The sequence below is a fragment of the Pedobacter sp. KBW06 genome (genome assembly GCF_003852525.1).
In the GTDB taxonomy this organism is placed as follows: Bacteria; Bacteroidota; Bacteroidia; order Sphingobacteriales; family Sphingobacteriaceae; genus Pedobacter.
This window is the reverse complement of record NZ_QAJL01000002.1, coordinates 204140-222021: the sequence shown is the minus strand read 5'-3', so window position 1 is coordinate 222021 and position 17882 is coordinate 204140. Positions and strand designations below refer to the sequence as shown.

16 protein-coding genes are annotated in these 17882 nt (G+C 40.1%); 6 read left to right on the top strand and 10 right to left on the bottom strand.

Annotated features, from left to right (window positions below; genetic code table 11):
- The first annotated feature begins 122 nt into the window (after positions 1-122).
- Entirely contained in the window at positions 123-443 is a 321-nt protein-coding gene (gene trxA, locus DBR43_RS11070; protein ID WP_124580859.1) for a thioredoxin, read from the top strand.
- A 67-nt stretch (positions 444-510) separates the two neighbouring features.
- Positions 511-1431, top strand: a complete 921-nt coding sequence (locus DBR43_RS11065; RefSeq protein WP_124580857.1) for a DUF58 domain-containing protein — start codon at positions 511-513, stop codon at positions 1429-1431.
- 5 nt (positions 1432-1436) lie between these two features.
- On the opposite strand, the gene DBR43_RS11060 is transcribed toward DBR43_RS11065, so the two are convergent.
- The 6 genes from DBR43_RS11060 to DBR43_RS11035 are packed head-to-tail and all read right to left on the bottom strand — an operon-like array spanning position 1437 to position 6188.
- Positions 1437-2630 carry an aspartate aminotransferase family protein gene (locus DBR43_RS11060; protein ID WP_124580855.1) on the bottom strand — a complete coding sequence of 398 codons (1194 nt, stop codon included), beginning with the start codon at positions 2628-2630 and terminating at the stop codon, positions 1437-1439.
- Positions 2631-2645: 15 nt separating this feature from the next.
- On the bottom strand, positions 2646-3095 hold the full coding sequence (locus tag DBR43_RS11055) for a hypothetical protein (protein ID WP_124580853.1): 450 nt from the start codon (positions 3093-3095) through the stop codon (positions 2646-2648).
- 11 nt (positions 3096-3106) lie between these two features.
- Positions 3107-3733, bottom strand: a complete 627-nt coding sequence (locus tag DBR43_RS11050) for a hypothetical protein (protein ID WP_124580851.1) — start codon at positions 3731-3733, stop codon at positions 3107-3109.
- 34 nt (positions 3734-3767) lie between these two features.
- Positions 3768-4328: an RNA polymerase sigma factor gene (locus DBR43_RS11045; protein WP_124580849.1), complete on the bottom strand. Its 561-nt coding sequence runs from the start codon at positions 4326-4328 to the stop codon at positions 3768-3770.
- A 50-nt stretch (positions 4329-4378) separates the two neighbouring features.
- A complete protein-coding gene (locus DBR43_RS11040; protein ID WP_073232523.1) occupies positions 4379-5338 on the bottom strand; it encodes a transketolase family protein in 960 nt (319 codons plus the stop codon).
- A gap of 4 nt (positions 5339-5342) precedes the next feature.
- Entirely contained in the window at positions 5343-6188 is an 846-nt protein-coding gene (locus tag DBR43_RS11035; protein ID WP_069379828.1) for a transketolase, read from the bottom strand.
- A 242-nt stretch (positions 6189-6430) separates the two neighbouring features.
- On the opposite strand from DBR43_RS11035, the gene DBR43_RS11030 reads away from it, so the two are divergent.
- Positions 6431-7714, top strand: a complete 1284-nt coding sequence (locus tag DBR43_RS11030) for a sugar MFS transporter (protein ID WP_124580846.1) — start codon at positions 6431-6433, stop codon at positions 7712-7714.
- Between the two features lie 176 nt (positions 7715-7890).
- On the top strand, positions 7891-9393 hold the full coding sequence (locus DBR43_RS11025; protein WP_124580844.1) for a response regulator: 1503 nt from the start codon (positions 7891-7893) through the stop codon (positions 9391-9393).
- A 46-nt stretch (positions 9394-9439) separates the two neighbouring features.
- Here the strand turns inward: DBR43_RS11025 and bcp are convergent, their stop codons facing one another.
- From bcp to DBR43_RS11005, 4 genes are all read right to left on the bottom strand, one after another.
- Positions 9440-9901: a thioredoxin-dependent thiol peroxidase gene (bcp, locus tag DBR43_RS11020; RefSeq protein WP_124580842.1), complete on the bottom strand. Its 462-nt coding sequence runs from the start codon at positions 9899-9901 to the stop codon at positions 9440-9442.
- 4 nt (positions 9902-9905) lie between these two features.
- A complete protein-coding gene (locus DBR43_RS11015) occupies positions 9906-11627 on the bottom strand; it encodes a M23 family metallopeptidase (protein ID WP_124580840.1) in 1722 nt (573 codons plus the stop codon).
- A 5-nt stretch (positions 11628-11632) separates the two neighbouring features.
- Positions 11633-12244, bottom strand: a complete 612-nt coding sequence (locus DBR43_RS11010; RefSeq protein WP_124580838.1) for a fumarylacetoacetate hydrolase family protein — start codon at positions 12242-12244, stop codon at positions 11633-11635.
- Between the two features lie 89 nt (positions 12245-12333).
- Entirely contained in the window at positions 12334-12792 is a 459-nt protein-coding gene (locus DBR43_RS11005; protein WP_124580836.1) for a T9SS type A sorting domain-containing protein, read from the bottom strand.
- Positions 12793-13043: 251 nt separating this feature from the next.
- On the opposite strand from DBR43_RS11005, the gene DBR43_RS11000 reads away from it, so the two are divergent.
- Complete coding sequence (locus DBR43_RS11000; RefSeq protein WP_124580834.1) at positions 13044-14996, top strand: KUP/HAK/KT family potassium transporter; 1953 nt, start codon at positions 13044-13046, stop codon at positions 14994-14996.
- A 316-nt stretch (positions 14997-15312) separates the two neighbouring features.
- Complete coding sequence (gene bamA, locus DBR43_RS10995; RefSeq protein WP_233602941.1) at positions 15313-17856, top strand: outer membrane protein assembly factor BamA; 2544 nt, start codon at positions 15313-15315, stop codon at positions 17854-17856.
- Positions 17857-17882: the final 26 nt, after the last annotated feature.

Below are 17882 nucleotides of genomic sequence, written 5' to 3'. Positions count from 1 at the left end.
ATTGTCAGGCTGATGGCATTACAATTGATTATATCTTTGTACCCTGGTTTGGGTATAAAGGCAACGCCTAAGTATTCAGGCAAGTAGAAGATAAAAAAACTAATAAAATAAAAATAAGAATTATGGCTTTGGAAATTACAGATGCAAACTTCGAGGAAGTTGTATTAAAATCAGATAAACCCGTTTTGGTTGATTTTTGGGCAGAATGGTGTGGTCCATGTCGCATGGTAGGACCAATCGTAGACGAGATCTCAAAAGAATACGATGGAAAAGCAATCGTAGGTAAAGTGAATGTGGATAACAACCCTCAAATTTCGACTCAATTCGGTATCCGCAACATCCCGGCTTTATTATTCTTCAAGAACGGAGAAGTAGTAGACAAACAGGTTGGTGCAGTTCCAAAATCAGTATTGGCACAAAAATTAGATAAGCAATTATCATAATCAACTCCATATATACGGATTCAAAAAAGCGTTCATAGTTTATGAACGCTTTTTTTATATTTACGCTATGCAGTCAGCGATTGATGAACAAACACTCCATTTCAATGGCAACCTGGAATTATTAGCCAGACAAGTTGTTGAAGGTTTTATTACCGGGCTCCATAAAAGTCCCTTTCATGGGTTTTCTGTGGAGTTTGCGGAACACCGTTTATACAATGTCGGAGATAGTGTAAAGAATATCGACTGGAAGCTTTTTGCCAGGACCGATAAACTGTTTAGTAAGCGATACGAGGAAGAAACCAATTTGAGGTGTCAGTTTATTGTTGATGTTTCTTCTTCTATGTATTTCCCCGCTAAAGAATATCATAAGCTCAATTTTTCCGTGCAGGCTGTTGCTGCGCTCATTTATCTGCTCAAAAGACAAAGAGATGCTTTCGGGCTAAGTTTGTTTACCGATCATTTATTATTGAATACACCTGCCAAATCAACAACTACACATCAGAAGTATCTGTTTAGTCATTTGGAGGGGCTGATGGTTTCGGAGCCGATGAATGTAAAAACCGATGTTGCCCAGGCTTTACACCAGATTGCGGAGTTGATTCACAAGCGGTCACTGGTCGTGATCTTTAGTGATATGTTGAATACACACCATGGAGCAGACCATATTGAAGCCCTATTTTCTGCACTTCAACATCTGAAATTCAATAAACACGAGGTGATCATTTTTAACGTAACTGATAAGTCTAAAGAGGTCGATTTTCAATTTGAAAACCGTCCTTATGAATTTGTCGATATGGAAACAGGGGCAGTCATTAAAGCACATGCTTCAAATGTAAAAGAGGATTATCTTTCCCGGATGAGAAATTATCGAAAAGCCATTGATCTGAAATGCAGTCAATATAAGATTGACATGATTGATGCCGACATTGCTGCCGGCTTTCATCCTGTTTTACAAGCTTATCTGATTAAAAGGCAAAAAATGAGCTAAGGGATTTAATTCCCGGCTATTGCGATTACATTTCTTAGAATGATCTCGCAGGCATCATGAATTTCTTCTGTGGTGATGATCAATGGTGGTGCTACGCGCATTGAATTGCTGCAATGCAAAAACCAGTCGCTGATTACGCCATCTGCAATACAGGCATCGATGATCTTTTTATTGATCTCGAAGTTTTCAAATTCTATCGCCATCATCAGACCTTTTCCCCGTACTTCTTTAATGGCAGGATGAACCAGTAGTTTCTTAAACAATTCTCCTTTTTCTTCTACTCCGGCAATGATGTTGTCATTAAGGATCGTTTGAAGGGTAGCGAGTCCTGCTGCACAACTCACCGGATGACCACCAAAAGTAGTCAGGTGACCTAATATCGGGTTCGTAGCCAAAGCCATCATGATTGCTGTAGAGCTGATAAAGGCGCCAATCGGCATACCACCGCCAATTCCTTTGGCCAGGAGCAGAATATCAGGGGCAATTCCGTAGTGCTCAAAGCCGAAAAGCTTTCCTGTACGTCCGAAACCGCATTGAATCTCGTCGAGGACCAATAAGGTGCCTGTCGCTGTACATTTGTTTCTAAGGGCTTCAAAATAGGCTTTATCTGCAATTCTGATCCCTGCTTCACCCTGTACTGTTTCTATAAAGACTGCCGCAGTTCGGTCTGTGATTTGATCCAGATCTGGTAAACTGGCATAATTGATGAAAGTAATGTCAGGAAGGAGGGGTCTGTAGGCCTGTTTGAACTCTTCGTTGCCCATTAAGCTAAGTGCACCTTGTGTACTTCCATGATAAGAGTGATGGCAGGAAATAATTTCTGATCTTCCGGTATACCTTTTTGCCAGTTTCATTGCACCTTCTACTGCTTCAGCTCCGGAGTTGACGAAATAGGTACAGTTCAGGTTTTCAGGGAGCACATCTGCCAGTGCTTTGGCAAAATTCACTTGTGGACTTTGAACAAATTCGCCATACACCATAATGTGCATATACGTTTCTACCTGTTCTTTCACTGCATTGACTACGGCCGGATGACAATGGCCAATATTGCTTACACCAATACCCGCAATCAGATCAAGGTGCTTTTTTCCTGTTGTATCATAAAGATACATGCCGCTGGCTTTGGTGAATTCTAAAAGAAGGGGCTCTAGTGTGGTTTGGGCGTTATGTTGAAGAAATAATTGACGTTGTGTAAGCATGCACAAAAATACAAATTAATTTCGCTCAGGTCCTCCTTTTTTGTATCTGGAAAGCAGTTCTCTTTTGAAAGTTTCCTGCGCGCGGTAGTATTTACCGATTACTTTGATGGGCAAATTGGATTTTAACTTGTAATAATATTTCTTTTCAATGGCCAGGTTTCTTTGTTTGAAATTCAGCTCATTCATGATCAGGGTTTGCACTTCTGTATCGGAAAGGTTGTCAATTTCGGGGATTTTTCTGAAACTGATCATGTTCTGATTTCTTTCTTTATTTAAAGCGGTCTGTTCTTTCTGAAATTCGTTAAATATTGGCCAGAAGATCTTGGCTTCATCTTCAGAAAGGTCCATTTTTTGAGTTAAATAGCTAATTCTGAACGCTTCTATTTCCGGAGATCTTTCTCCTCTTTGTGCGGAAACAAAGAATGGTAACATCAAAAGAAAGGCGGCAATGACTCTGTTTTTCATCTTGGTAATAATTATAAATCTGAAGCAATATCATTCTGGCTATAATTGCTGAGAATGTAGTTTTCTAAGTCGGCGTCTGCTACAGCAGGGCTTTCCGCTTTCAGACTATTAGATTGAATATGTTCTATAATGGTATTTTCGTCGATATCGTAAAGCATTTGTTCATTCGCCAGTTCAGCGGAGGCTGCCCGACGGGCTGAACTGCCTGGGTAAAGGTAAATTGCTGTCGCGCTGATCAATACGAAACAAGCTGCAGAAGCATACTTTAATAACTTAGAATGCCATAAACGAACAATTTTAGTTTCCTTAATCTTCGTTTTTTCTGAAATCTTAGCCTGCAACTGGTTAAAATAATCTCCGGGAAGGGCAAAACCTTCATTCGGTACCAGTTCTTTTAATCGCCCGGCGGCAAGCTTAGCTTCGATTCCTGCACTGAGCTCATCGAAATAATTTTCCGGAACTTTAAAACCATCTTCCGAAAGCTCTGCTTTAAGATTTTCCAGATATATGGCCTGATGAATATGCTCAGGAAGTTGTTCGAAATAGCCTTCAGGAACAGTAAAAGGAGATTTCATACCAAGCCCGGCCAGGTAGGGGGCTTCGTTTTTCCAATCGCTATTTTCTAAATCATTTTCCATTACTACTATATTGATACAATCCGGGGCAAAAGGTTTAAAAGGTAATGTCTTCATTTAGCATAAAAACCTCAACTTTCTTTACTGCAATGTGAAAAGAGGCTTTTAGGGCCCCTACGCTCGTTCCTGTGATCTCAGATATTTCTTCATATTTGAGGTCGTCAAAGTATTTCATATTAAAGATCAGGCGTTGTTTTTCAGGTAAAGTCAGCAAGGCTTGCTGTAATTTCATCTGAATTTTATCTCCGTTGAAATAGGAGGAGGCGACAAGGGTTTCTGCGAGTTCTTCGGAGACTTCATCCAGCGGGGTATTGTTCCGTTGTTTCTTTTTATTTAAAAAGGTAATTGATTCATTGGTGGCGATTCGGTAAACCCAGGTATACAATTTGGAATCGCTGCGAAACTTATCCAGGTTTTTCCAGACTTTAACAAAGGTTTCCTGAACCAGGTCGTCGGTGTCGTCGTGGTCGATGACTAAACGGCGGATGTGCCAATAGATCTTTTGCTGATATTTACTAAGAAGCAGGTTAAAGCCCTCATGCCGAGTTTTTTCGCTGGAAAATTTCTCTAAGATTTCTGAATCTTCAACCTGCTTCATTTATTGTCTTTTACCTGTTGGTTCCGGATAGTCCGGAACCGTTAGGATGCTTACTTATTTGCTCTTTTCATTACTTTCTGAACTGCTTCGATGATGTTAATGGTATCTAAACCATATTTTGTCATCAATTGATCAGGTGTTCCACTTTCTCCGAAGCTGTCATTTACCGCAACAAATTCCTGAGGTGATGGAAGTTCTGTAGAAAGCAATCTTGCAACACTTTCTCCCAGACCACCGAATTTATTGTGCTCTTCGGCAGTAACCACACAACCTGTTTTTTTGATAGATTTCAGGATGGCTTCTTCGTCCAGAGGTTTAATGGTGTGGATATTGATAATTTCTGCATCAATGCCCATTTCGGCTAATTTCTCTCCGGCTTCGATTGCTTTCCATACCATGTGTCCGGTGGCGACGATGGTTACATCAGTACCTTCATTTACCATCCATGCTTTACCAATTTCAAATTTTTGATCAGGATCAGTAAATACAGGAATTACAGGGCGTCCGAAACGTAAGTAAACAGGGCCTTCAAATTCTGCAATGGCAATGGTTGCTGCCTTGGTTTGGTTGTAATCGCAGGTATTGATTACGGTCATGCCCGGAAGCATTTTCATCAAACCTATATCTTCCAGGATCTGGTGAGTTGCCCCATCTTCACCTAAGGTTAATCCGGCGTGTGAAGCACAGATCTTTACATTTTTGTTGGAATAAGCAACGGATTGTCTGATCTGATCATAAACTCTTCCTGTGGAGAAGTTAGCGAAAGTTCCTGTGAAAGGAATTTTTCCTCCGATGGTCAGACCTGCAGCGATGCCTATCATGTTTGCTTCGGCGATGCCGATTTGAAAAAAGCGCTCTGGAAATTCTTTAATAAAGGCATCCATTTTCAAAGATCCCACTAAGTCGGCACAAAGTGCAACCACTTCGGGATTCTTTTTTCCGGCTTCAAGTAATCCTGCTCCGAAACCGGAACGGGTATCTTTCTTTTCAGTATATGTGTACTTTTTCATGGTCTTAGTAGTCTTTTAGGGTCGTGTTTAATTGTGCTAAGGCTGTTGCAAGCTGCTCATCATTTGGAGCAACACCATGCCATTTGTGAGATCCCATCATGAAATCTACACCATTACCCATGATTGTACTCATTAAGTTTAAAATTGGTTTGCCTTTACCGGTTAAAGATTTAGCATAGTGTAATGCTTTAACGATATCGTCCATATCATTACCATTAGAGGTAATTACATGCCATCCGAAAGCTTCAAATTTAGCCTGCAGACTTTCCAATGAAAGTACTTTTTCTGTAGGGCCGTCAATCTGCTGACCATTATAGTCAATGGTAGAAATCAGGTTGTCTACTTTATTAAAAGGTGCATACATGATGGCTTCCCAATTCTGCCCTTCCTGTAATTCACCATCTCCATGTAAGGAATATACAATGGATTTATCTTTATTTAATTTTTTAGCTTGTGCAGCCCCAATTGCTACAGACATGCCCTGACCTAAAGATCCGGAAGCAATTCTGATTCCCGGAAGGTGCTCATGAGTAGTTGGATGTCCCTGTAATCTTGAATTCAATTTTCTGAAGGTGGCAAGTTCGCTAACCTCAAAGTAACCCGCTCTGGCAAGTACACTATAGAAAACCGGTGAAATGTGTCCGTTAGAAAGGAAAAATAAGTCTTCTCCTATTCCGTCCATTTTAAAATCAGTAGAGTAGTTCATGACATCAAAATACAAGGCAGTCATGAAATCTGCACATCCTAATGATCCTCCCGGGTGGCCTGACTGGCAACCGTGCACCATTCTAACAATATCTCTTCTTACTTGAGAAGCGATATCTTCTAATTCATTGATTGTATGTTTCATTAATTGGGGTTATTGATTAATATGACAAATGTAATTAAAAATACTTTGGACCTAACATCTTAAGGTAAAGTTTGGTATCAGGCCAAAAGGTAGGGGATATTTGTTTATTTTGCTACGCTTTTTGCAAAATAAGCGTGATATTCCGTAGAATTCTATATTTTTAGGAACTGATATCTTCGATTTTCATAAAAAAACTAACCAAACACCGCAAAATTGAAAACTAAAAATACTTAAACCAAATCATGACAAACCAAACACAAAAATCAGTAATTTCTCCCATTGTAACCATTGGGGCTTTGTTCTTCATTTTTGGCTTTGTAACCTGGGCCAATAGTACCTTAATCCCCTTTCTGAAATTAGCTTGCGGTCTTAAAACCGATTTCGAAGCTTTTCTGGTAACATTTGCCTCTTATATTGCCTATTTCTTCCTTGCACTTCCTTCTTCCTGGATTTTAAGAAAGCTCGGTTTTAAGAATGGTATTATTATAGGTTTACTTATTTTGGCATTCGGCTCGCTGATCTTTATTCCGGCAGCGAATACCAGAAGCTTTGGTTTATTTCTGACTGGTATTTTCATTCAGGGTGCGGCGTTATCCTTATTACAGACTGCCTCTAATCCATATATCAGTATCATTGGTCCAATAGAAAGTGCGGCGAAACGGATCAGTATTATGGGACTGTGTAATAAGTTTGCAGGTCTGATTGTACCGATTATCATGGGAACTATTTTCCTTAAAAATGCTTCCGCTATTGAAACAAAGATTGCTGATGCAGCGACTACTGTGTTGGAACGCGAAGCTTTACTACAAGAAGTGTTAGGTCGTGTTCATACACCATATATTGTATTGGCAATCGTTTTCTCTGCTTTTGCTTTGTTTATCAAATATTCAAACCTTCCGGAAGTGGATGTAGATAAGGAAGAGGTCCTGGCAGATGACGAGGTTCGTGTAACCAAAACCTCTATTTTCCAGTTTCCACATTTGTTCCTTGGTGCCTTCTGTATCTTTGTTTATGTAGCTGCAGAAGTAATGGCAGGCGATATTATCGGAGTTTATGGCAAATCTCTTGGGATTAGTGCTGATATCAGTAAATACTTTACTACACTAACGCTGGCCAGTATGTTGGTTGGTTATGTGATCGGAATTATTGTGATTCCTAAGTATATTACCCAACAGGCGGCTTTAAAGATTTGTGCTATTCTAGGGGTGATTTTCATCACTGCAGCTTATCTGACCACAGGTTATACTTCTGTTGTATTTGTGGGTTTATTAGGTCTGGCAAATTCACTGATGTGGCCGGCGATCTTCCCTCTGGGAATTAAAGACCTGGGTAAATTTACAAAAACAGGATCTGCAATCATGATTATGGGGATTGCCGGTGGAGCGATCTGGCCACTGATCTATGGTTATCTGAAGGATTACGCGCATATGCATTTTCAGCTGGCGTTTTTTGTCAGCGTTTTGCCTTGTTATTTATACATCTGGTTTTTTGCCGCTCGCGGGCATAAGATCCGAACTAAATCTTAAATAAAAAGGGGAAGCCAAAAAGCTTCCCCTTTTTATTTCTATCTCTTTTTTGTTCTGAATCAGGCTATCTGTTTAATACTGAACAAAATGAACGGCCATTTTAAAAACAAAGTCAGGTGTAAAACAGTATTTTAGATATATCGGATAGGGAGGCGCTCACGCTTTAACGTTTTTATATGCTCATTTCCACCTTAACAAAGAGGCTGAATAGTACTACTATTTCAGGGAAGTTATATCTGTTGATATTGCTTATTGTCCTCTCTATGCTCATTGGTTACGGAACATTACTGTTTTCCGATAGAAGTCCGTTAATGTTTGGTTTGTCCTTATTTGCAGGAGGAGCGGTTCTGATTTTATGTTTTATTTTAGTAAAACGTATTAAAAGTTATTTTGACCATCCTGAGGTCAGTCCTGAAGCGGTAATCCCTTCTTATCAGGAGTTAAAGGAAGCTCTTCACCGTCAAGGCAATTCCCTGAAGTTAGCAGAGCAGAAGATCGTTCGGGAGCGGGAAAAGAGAGAAGCTTCAGAGAAGGCCAAGCAAATTTTTCTGGTAAATATTAGTCATGAGATCCGGACCCCGATGAATGGGGTTTTGGGATTTGCAAAATTACTGGAAGAATCTCTGGTGGATGAAGACCACCGGGAATCCCTTCAAATGATCATTAAGTCTGCCGACCAGCTTATGGCTATACTTAATGATATTCTTGATTTTTCCAGGTTAGAGTCGGGCGATATCAATTTCGTTAATCAGCCATTTGAGCTCAGGGATACCGTGCGTTCCATATATCGTTTAATGGAACCTGCAGCAAAGCTTAAAGAACTGAATTTTAGTTATGCGATTCCTGAGGACCTGCCAATGGTACTCAGTGGAGATGCGGTACGTTTAGGGCAAATCCTTTTGAACCTTACCTCCAATGCGATAAAATTTACCGAGCAGGGAGAGATCAGGATTTCTTTGCAGCTCGTTGAAAATCTGGAAGAAAACGTGATCATTGAATTTCGGGTAAAGGATACCGGAATAGGAATTCCTGCGGATAAACATCAAAAAGTATTTGATTTCTTTGAGCAGGTCACCAATGATACTTCCCGGAGGTATGCCGGAACAGGACTGGGCTTGAGTATTGTAAAGCGATTGGTAGAATTGCAGGGTGGAAAGATATTTCTGGAGAGTATTGTTGGAGGTGGCTCGGATTTTTATTTTAGGTTAGCTTTCGGGAAAGTAAGTGATGAGGTTAGTAAAGAAACACAGCACCTGTTGGCGAGACCGCCCGAAACTGTTCTGGAAACAGGAAAAGGTGTCCGGATTCTGGTGGTAGAAGACAATCCGATTAATCAACTTTTGGTGATCAAATTACTGGATAAGAGAGGGTATGAGACCACTGTTGCAGAGAATGGCAGGATTGCCCTGGAGGAATATCGAAACGGAGATTTTGACATCATCCTAATGGACTTGCAAATGCCAGAGTTGGATGGTTATGAAGCGACACGGATCATTAGAAAGATGGATGGAAATAAAGGCGATATCCCTATTGTAGCCATGACTGCCCATACGATAAAAGGAGAATTAGAAAAATGTGCTGATATTGGAATGAACGATTATATTTCCAAACCTTTTGATTCTACAGAACTATATCAAAAAATAGAAATGCTGGTAGGCAGTACAGCCGGGGGGCTATAAAGAATTATGACGACGGCTTTATCAATCACCGTCGTCATGTTCTTGTTTATTTTAACAGCTCCAGTACCTGTGCTGTTGAGTTTTTTGTATCTACCTTGCTGATGATATGTGAGATGTTTCCTTCCTCATCAATCAGGAATGTTTTTCTGTTTGTTCCCATGTATTTCTTACCATACATGTTCTTTTCTCCCCAAACGCCATAAGCTTCCACAATCTTTTTGTCTGTATCTGCTATAAGGGTAAAAGGAAGACTGTGCTTTGTCGCAAATTTCTGATGAGATTTTTCGTCGTCTACACTTACGCCCAATACCACAATTCCCTTTGCGGTTAAACCCTGGTAATTGTCTCGGAAGTCGCAGGCTTCGGCAGTACATCCCGGGGTATCATCTTTTGGATAGAAATAAAGGACTACTTTTTTGCCTTTAAATTGATTTAAAGAAACGGTATTTCCATTCTGGTCTGCTGCGGTAAAGTCAGGAGCTGCCTGACCTTCTTTTAATTCACTCATAATGTTATCTATAAAACGTGATTGAATAGTTTCTGTTGTTGTCTTTCATATCAGTAACAATTACTTCCAGGGTATGTTTTCCCGGAGCGGTCCTGTCATCAAAGGTATGCCATAAGCTGGCCGACTTGGTATCAAACTCCATTAGGATCCACTTGCCGTCAATAAAGCCATTGAAACTTTTAATGCCGGATAAGTTATCCCTTAATTTAAAGGACATTTTGCTGATCCCTGCCATATTTTTTCCGTCGCTGATATTGATTGGTGTGAGTGTAGGAGGGAGGGTGTCTATGGCGATAAAGAAGGCGCCAAAGTTCCGGGGCTTTGCTTTTACATATCCATTCTCGAAGTAGCCACCCTGGGAAGACCTTCCTGTATTCACGATCAATGCCTTTTCTTTATATTTACTCAAGCTGCTATCTGCTTTAATCCAGATTTCAAATCCCGTATGAAGCGGAGTCAGGCTATTCTGGATCTGATGAACAGCAGAGTAAGCATTTCCAGCGGGTTTTGGTAACGTTTTATATTGGAAATTCAGGTCATTATACAGTGTTCCTTTAGGGAAAATCACTTTTACCTCTCCATTGTTGAATTCATTTTGATTGGCATAAGAGTAGAGTGTTCCAGGGTTCTGCTCCGGAGTACTGATGGTCGATTTGCTGTCTGCCTGAACATTAAAAGGAAGTATACTCTTATTGCCTTTTGAATCCGTAACGATGTATTTTAATTCGTGAAGCTTTCCATCTGAGAAGTCAATTCTCCCGTTATTGACCAGATTGCTATAAATTGTTAATGGATTTCCAGGGTCCACGAAGCTTTTTTGAATGCTTTTTCTGGTATTGATAAACGTCGGATAATCAATATGAGAATTTATGGCTTTACTGTTTTCAAATTTAAATTTCTCTAAAGAGGAAGTGAAGACCGTCTTACCATCCAGTTCCAGTTCAATAGAATAGACACCATTGGTGCCTGAAGCACCATTGTGTTTATCGGTTGCGATGATTCCAAAACCCACTTCTCCGCTGAGGTTGATGGTGTTTACTTTATTTAGCTTATAATTGCCTGCTCCACCAATCACCTGAAAATATTGCTTGGGCGTAAATTCATTGAAGGTTTTTTTATTCAGTCGGTATACATACATCGAATAGATCACCGGAGGAATATTATCCGGAATCTCAAAGCCAAACAATTGAGGGTTGATGGTCGCTTCTGTCTTGGTATCTCTTATTTCAAAGTGTAAATGCGGACCTCCTGAACTCCCTGTGTTTCCTGTATATGCGATTACCTCTCCTTTGCGTACCGGAATTTGTATAGAGTTGGGGAATTCATCTATTTCGTAAGACTTCTTTTGATATTGTATGTTCTTTACCTGTGTTGCTATTTTTGGATTAAAGCGCTGTAAATGGCCATATACTGAAGTGTAACCATTTGGATGGTTGATGTACAATGCAAGTCCGAAGCCGCTGTTCTGTACCCTCAGGCGGGAGATATAGCCGTCTGCAATCGCATATACCGGGTATCCTTCACGTTGATTGGTCCGGTAGTCCATTCCGGAATGGAAATGGTTTGGTCTGAGTTCTCCGAATGAACCTGCCAGTGCCGGAGGGACAATGTCCAGGGGAGATCTGAAATCCACCAGGGGGTATTTGTTATTGCTGAAAATTTGTTGCGCCTGCGCAAAGCCGGTCAGGAATACCAGCGAAAGCAGGAGGGATTTTGCTTTAATCATTGAAGCTATTTTATATCGAAATTAAGTAATTGCTGTCCGGCCATCCAGGCTTCCAGTTTATCGCCCTGATGAACCTGGCCAACACCTTCCGGGGTTCCTGTAAAGATAAGGTCTCCTTTTTTTAAGGTGATGTATCTGGAGACAAAGGATATGATGTGTTCATAAGAAAAGATCATATTTTTCGTATTTCCACTTTGTCTGGATACCCCATTAATTTTAAGTTCAAATGGGAGGTTATAAATGTCTTCAATTTCTGTTTTTGGGATAAAGTTGCTAAAGGCTGCGCTTTGGTCAAATGCTTTAGCCAGTTCCCAGGGCAATCCTTTTTCTTTATGGATGGCCTGAATGTCTCTTGCTGTAAAATCGATCCCAAGTCCCAGTTCTTCATAATAGTTGGGGGCGAACTTTTCTGAAATGTGTTTTCCTTCCTTACAGATTTTAAGCACCACTTCCAGTTCGTAATGAATGTCTGATGAAAAATCAGGGATATAAAAAGGTTTGTTGTCTTTTAACGCGGCAGTATCCGGTTTAAGAAATATAACCGGGCTTCCCGGAATGGGATTGTTTAATTCTTTGGCATGCGCTGCATAGTTGCGGCCAATGGCAATTATCTTCATCTTCAGATTTGTGTTTAATAATTATGTAGCTAACAAGATAAAATCCCGAAAGTTTCCTCAAGGCCAAAAATACTAAAGAATAGGGGGAATTATAGAACGGATATGCGTTTTACAACAGTTTCAGATCCGGAAACGATCTTTAGGAAATAAATACCACTGTTTAAGCGGTTAGGGATCGTATAACTTTTTGTTTGTTCACCTGAGGGAATCCGTTCATTGGAAAGGGTTACCACTTCATTGCCCAGAAGGTCCATTATTTTTACCGAAAGATTCGATTCCCGGTCTAATCTCAGGATCAGATTGATCTGGTCACTTACCGGGTTTGGATATACTTTTAGTACAGTAAGGATTTTATCCTGCTTGATATTGGAAGCGCTCTTTGTATTGGCAACATCATTGTATGGAATGTATCCAAAAGTAGATCTCGGCTTATAGGTAGGAATATTAGCCTTAATCTGAGGTGTTTTGTAAATCTTTTTTGCCCTTACATTGGAGATGGTACTATCTGAACGCTGAGCGAAAACATTAAGGCTACAGAAGACACTCATGCATAAAATGCAAAAAATGTTTAAGAGCAGCGCTATTCGTAGTTTTCTATTCATGTTTGGATGATGCCAAAAATATAAATAATAAAACAAAAAAATCAATGATTTTGTTTACTTATTAAATATTTAACAATATTTAACAACTTACGTCGTTCCTTACATTTGGCATTTTATAGAAAAAGGAGAGCCTCCTGCATTTTATGGGATTGTAAATTTGTTTATTTACTGTAATTTTACCGCATAATTAGAAGAAAGTGTCAAATCAAAAAAATTTAAATGCGCTCAGTGCCGGAGGGTTACTCATTAGTCTTGGGATTGTTTACGGGGATATTGGTACTTCACCACTCTATACATTAAAGGCAATTTTTACAGTAGTAAAGGGAGCCGGACAGGCGGTTACCCCGGAGTTAGTGCTTGGCGCAATTTCCTGTATCATCTGGACACTAACCTTACAGACGACCATTAAATACGTGGTCATTACACTTAAAGCGGATAATAAAGGGGAAGGAGGGATTTTTTCGCTATACTCTCTGGTCCGAAAGAACGCCAAATGGCTCGTCATTCCCGCTGTTATAGGGGGCTGCGCGATGCTCGCCGATGGGATCATTACCCCCAGTATTACGGTGACTACAGCAATCGAGGGTTTACAATTAAAGTTCCCTGATGTTCCAGTCATCCCTATCGTTATCATTATCATATCGATTTTGTTTATCATACAGCAGTTTGGAACGAACCTCGTTGGGAAACTTTTTGGTCCGGTGATGTTTTTATGGTTCACTGCTTTGGGGGTACTTGGAATTCTGTTTGTTGTTCAGGATTTCAGCATCTTAAAAGCATTAAATCCTTACTATGCCATTACTTTATTAATCAATAACCCTGCAGCATTACTCATTTTGGGTGGTGTTTTTTTATGTACTACCGGGGCGGAAGCTTTGTATTCCGATATGGGCCATTGCGGAAAGAACAACATCAGGGTGAGCTGGGTTTTTGTAAAGACGATGTTGATTCTGAATTATCTTGGACAAGGAGTTTGGGTATTACACAGACCCCATTATGAAGTAGAATTAAACCCATTCTTTGAAATTGTGCCCCCTGCTTATTTGCTGTTTATGGTTGCCCTGGCAACATTAGCGGCGGTTATTGCCAGCCAGGCGATGATCACTGGGTCATTTACCCTGATTTCCGAAGCAGTGAGGTTAAACCTATGGCCAAAGGTTCGGATTAATTATCCAAGTAATCAAAAAGGGCAGATCTATGTACCTTCTATCAACTGGTTACTTTGGATTGGGTGTGTGGCAATAGTGTTGATTTTCAAAAAATCGGGAGCAATGGAGGGGGCTTATGGATTGGCCATCAACCTGACCTTCCTGTCGACCACGATATTGGTGGCGGCCTATATGAAACGTAAAAAAGTACCGTTATATGTGATTCTGATATTTATAGCCATTTATGGTGTCATTGAATCGACCTTCCTTATCGGTAATCTTGCGAAATTCTTCCATGGTGGCTGGATGACCGTATTGATCGGTTCAGCGCTGTTTACGGTAATGTGGAGTTGGTATGTTGCCAGAAAAATCAAAAACAGATTTGTTAAATATGTCGAGATAGAAGACTACTACCAGATCATTTCTGAACTGAGTGTAGATGAATCCGTTCCGAAATACTCTTCTCAGCTGGTTTATCTGACAAGTGCAAACTTTAAAACAGAGATTGAATCAAAAATTATTTACTCTATTATTCAAAAGGAGCCCAAACGGGCAGACATCTACTGGCTGGTTCATGTTGATGTAGTGGATGAGCCCTATACTAGAGAATACAAAGTAGAATTCCTGATTCCAGGCAAGCTGATCCGGATCGACTTTAAATTGGGATTCCGGGTAGAGCAGAGTGTAAACCTGTTGTATAGAAAAGTAATTGAAGACCTGGTAAAGAATGGAGAAGTCGATATTACCAGTCAGTATACTTCACTTAATAAACATAAAATTGCAGGAGATTTTAGATTTGTGCTTTTAGAAAAGCATTTGTCTAAGTTCTCGAAACTGAGCTTTTATGAGCGAAGTGTAATGGATTACTACTTTATTCTGAAACGTTTCAGTCTTTCTGAGGAGAGAAGTTTTGGTCTGGATTCCAGTTATGTGGATGTAGAAAAAGTTCCATTGATCTTTGTGACACCTGATGATATCGAATTGACCAGACTTCCGGTTTAAGATCATTTTAAGTTATTAAAATTGAATGTAAAGGGCTCCGGAAAGGAGCCCTTTTGTGATTTTAAGATTTTTTTGTGAGTTTACTTTAAGGAAAAATAGCATGTTTGAATCCTTGTTACTTTAGACCTTAAATCTGAAAGTTAAGTTCCGTAGGAGCTATTTTCGTGTGTTTTTTATGGAAAAAAGCTATTTATCCTTTGGCAATGAGTTAAAATGATCTCTTAACATTCCTTAACGTTTTTTAGGGTTATTTAACATACTTTAAATTATTTTAACATATGATAAATCTAGTTTGCGATCGTTTTTAAGACCGTAAATGAAAAATACCTATCCATTGTTATTCCTGTTATTGATTGGCTTGCCGACAATGGCACAGATCCGTCCCCAGTCCAATCCTCCGACTCCTACATTAAAAGTTAATGGCCTGGATCTGGATTATTTTAATCCCACAACGTACACTATAGCAGATGTGACGCTTACAGGGGCGAAATTTTTAGATAAAGATGTCATCATTACCCTTTCAAAACTGGTTAAGGGAACACGTATTGTTCTTCCTGGAGAGGCTACTGCCAATGCCATTAAAATCCTTTGGGAACAAGGTTTATTTGATGATGTCCAATTGGATATTGTTAAGATTGAAGGCGATTCTGTTTTCTTTGATATTGAAGTGGTGGAACGTCCGCGTTTGAGCTCTTTTGATATTCAGGGGCTTAGTAAATCTCAAAGAACAGATATTTTGGAGAAGCTGAATGCAAAAGCGACCAAGACGATCATCAATGATAACCTGTACAATACTACCACAAGTACCATCAAAAAGTATTTATTAGAAAAGGGATACTTCTTTGCTGCGGTAACTTATAAAGCCAAGATTGATCCCAATCAGGAAAATCATATGATTCTCGAAGTTGATGTAGAAAAAGGCCGCAAGGTTAAAGTCCATGAAATTAACTTTACCGGAAGTCAGGTCTTTTCTGACGCGAAACTGCGTAAGTTTTTGAAAAAGACCAAGCAGCAGGCATTCTATAAAATCTTTGGTTCGGGTAAATTTAATAAAGAGAAATACGAAGAAGATAAGCAAACATTGATTGCTAAATTGCAGGATAAAGGTTACCGTGATGCGGCAATTCTGAAAGATAGTGTCTATCAGTATAGCGATAAAGCAGTGGGTATTAGGCTGGACCTGTTTGAAGGGCCTAAATATCGTTTCGGAAATATCACCTGGGTTGGTAACGCGAAATATACCAGGAAACAGCTGGAGCAAGTCCTTGGTCTTGAAAAAGGAGAGGTGTTTAGCGAAGCGAGATTAGAGCGGGGATTAAGGGCTAGTCCTAACAGTGATGACGTTTCCAGTTTGTACCTGAACGATGGTTATTTGACTTTTCACGTAGATCCTGTTCAGACGAAAGTCTATGGGGATACGGTTGATGTGGAAGTACGCATTTATGAAGGTCCTCAGTATACCAATAACAGGATTACGGTGAAAGGGAATACCATTACAAGTGATAAGGTCGTATTGCGTGAAGTACGTACCAAACCGGGTGAAAAGTTCTCTAAGGAACAGGTGGTTCGTACTTTGCGAGAGATCGGGCAGATGGGGAACTTTGACGAGTCTAAAACAATGCCGATTACCAAACCAAATGCAGCGGAAGCAACAGTCGATATTGAATATGCCGTAGAAGAAAAACCTTCAGATCAGGTCGAATTGTCGGGTGGCTTTGGCGGTGGTAATATCATCGGTACTTTAGGACTTACTTTCAATAACTTTTCTTTGAAAAACCTGTTAAACGGAAGTGGTTTTCAGCCATTACCCAGAGGGGATGGACAAAAACTAAGTTTACGTGGACAGACGAATGGCAAATATTACCAGTCATACAGCTTTTCTTTCTCTGAACCATGGTTAGGCGGTAAAAAACCTGTAAGCTTCGGACTCAGTGGTTTTACTTCCATGCAGTCGGTTTATAGCTCTGTACCCAATACTGCAACTGGTAGGATCCGTTTAAACGGGATAACGGTAAGTTTGGGCAGAAAGTTAAACTTCCCGGATAACTATTTTCAGTTAACACATGCCTTAAGTTTTCAGCAATATATCCTGAATAATTATTCCGGATATAAATTTAGCACGGGTACGGCTTATAACATTAATTTATCACAGGAGTTGAGCAGGGATTCCCGTAACCATCCGGTTTTTCCTACAGGAGGTTCCTTCTTTAAATTTACGATTCAGGCAACCCCGCCATATTCTTTACTTAATAAATTGAACTATGCTACGGCTTCGGACAAGCAATTTTATAAATTCACGGAATACCATAAATGGAAATTTGAATCTCAATGGTTTCACCAACTGGCTGGTAAGCTGGTACTAAAGGCGCAGGCACAGTTTGGTTTTCTTGGATCCTATAACAAAGCGGTAGGGGATCCGGCATTTGAGCGGTTCAAACTGGGAGGTGATGGGATGCAGGGCCTTGATTTCCTTCAGGGGTCAGAACTGATCGCTATGCGTGGTTATGAAAACAGTGCTGTTATTCCCAGGGGCTCGAATGTAGATAATGCACAAAGATCAGGAAGCCCTATTTTTACGAAATACATGTTAGAGCTCAGGTATCCTGTGATTGCCAGTCCTTCTGCTACTGCATTCCTTGTGGCATTTGCAGAGGGAGGAAATACCTGGAATAAGTTTTCTGAATTCAATCCATTCAATGTTAGGCGCTCTGTTGGGATTGGCGCAAGGGTATTTCTTCCAATATTTGGATTGCTGGGGATCGATTATGCTGTTCCTTTTGACAAAATCCAGGGACTTCCGAATAACGGGCAAAAAACGTTTTCCTTCAGCATTGCCCAACAACTGGGTGGGTTTAATTAAATCTTATATATCAGGTTAATGAGTTG